1 protein-coding gene is annotated in these 1,511 nt (G+C 43.6%); it reads right to left on the bottom strand.

Annotation, left to right across the window (positions count from 1 at the left end; all coding sequences use genetic code 11):
• Positions 1–1,511 (bottom strand): hypothetical protein (locus tag V7M80_RS13145; protein WP_333696821.1); only part of this gene is annotated, 1,511 nt, incomplete at both ends.

Raw genomic sequence — 1,511 nt, 5'->3', positions numbered from 1 at the left:
ACCGTTTGAACCTGTACCAAAACCAACTGACTTTGTACGTTGTTTAAAGGCAACTGAACGTTTGCTATTTCGGTAAGCGGTTGGGTTTGCGTAAGTAACTGCCCTTGCAAATTGTACACGGCAATCGCACGGATGGATTCTTGCGAACTTTTTACATACAAATTACCCTCTTGGGCATAAGCCAAAATTGGTGATGTAGAGGCTATCGGATTTTCCAATCCCAATGTCGTTTGTTGGTAAACGATACGGAATCGGCTTGTAAAATCTCCTACTTCTGAGGTAAACACAAACGGGGCTTCCGTTAAAGAATGCAATACACCGCTTGTCAAATCTTCCAGCATAACCTGCGTGCCGTCTTGGGCAAACAATCCGGATACATCGGCCAAAGTAAGGGTAAATGTCCCCGCTGTTTGCGTCTTAAATCGCAACGGAACAGTGACACTTGCATCAAATGCATCCAAGGCTTGTACCGCAAAAGTCTCCGTTTGATTGGCTATCAAAGAACCCAATAATAAACTACTGTCTTCAAAAGCGGGTGTATCATAACCACTGTCATAGGCTGCCGTAGTAGCCTCGTAATGTCCCACTTGAATTTGGCTGAACCCACCTTGGGCATCGGTTACATTCAAAGTGTAGCGATTCGAAGTGTCTTCTGAGTCACCATCACGATTCAATACTCCCGACTCTACAGCTACTCGCATCGCATTGGTAAAAACAATCTGTGAAGCTCCTTGAGCCATTTCTACAAAAAATCCTTGTCCGCTAGGAATCACGTTTTGATCAATTCCCTCCCCATTATTGGTAAAAAGAAAACGAGGACTCGTAGGATCATTCGGATTATAATTCGGATTCTTACTCTTGATGAAATAGCCCGAACGACCGGCAACGCCATTCGTTTTGCGGTAGAAATAATACACACCGGTTATATTAGCCGCATTGATATCTAAAAATTGTTTCATATCAAGGGCAGAAGGATACGGATTACCCACCAAGAAATAGCGGTTTTGATTGTTGTTTCGGGGTGCGGGCATAGAAACCGTGAGTGTCCCATTTTGGGGTGTACCTACAAACTGACCCGTCCAAACAGTAGGTGTGGTAGGATGTGTATTGGGCACACGTATCATGTAGCCCTTAGCCGGAGCGAAAGGCAATTGAGTATTAGCTTCTACCCAAGTATTGCTTGGGAGTTGATGGGCATAAAAACGATTGTCTAAGGTTTGGGGTGAAAATTGTTTTAAAGTTTGACTTCCCGAAACCGGTGAAGACCAAATCACATAATCCAATCGTAGTAACGAACGCGTACTTTTTTGTACACGTATAGAACCACTATTGCTCACATTTTGAACCTGAACCAAGTTCGCTCCGTTTTCAATTAACATAAAACCATCAGCCGCTACCGAAACCGCTCCTTGTAAGGTTAAACTCGATCCGTTTTTAACAACCAATGATCCACCGGTATCAACCGTTAAAGAATAAGCCTGAGCATGTGTGGTTATTTCAGGTTGAAAGGG

Origin of the sequence: Flavobacterium sp., assembly GCF_036759525.1 — a bacterium.
In the GTDB taxonomy this organism is placed as follows: domain Bacteria; phylum Bacteroidota; class Bacteroidia; order Flavobacteriales; family Flavobacteriaceae; genus Flavobacterium.
The sequence above is the reverse complement of the archived record's forward strand: the minus strand, read 5'-3'. Positions and strand labels throughout refer to the sequence as shown.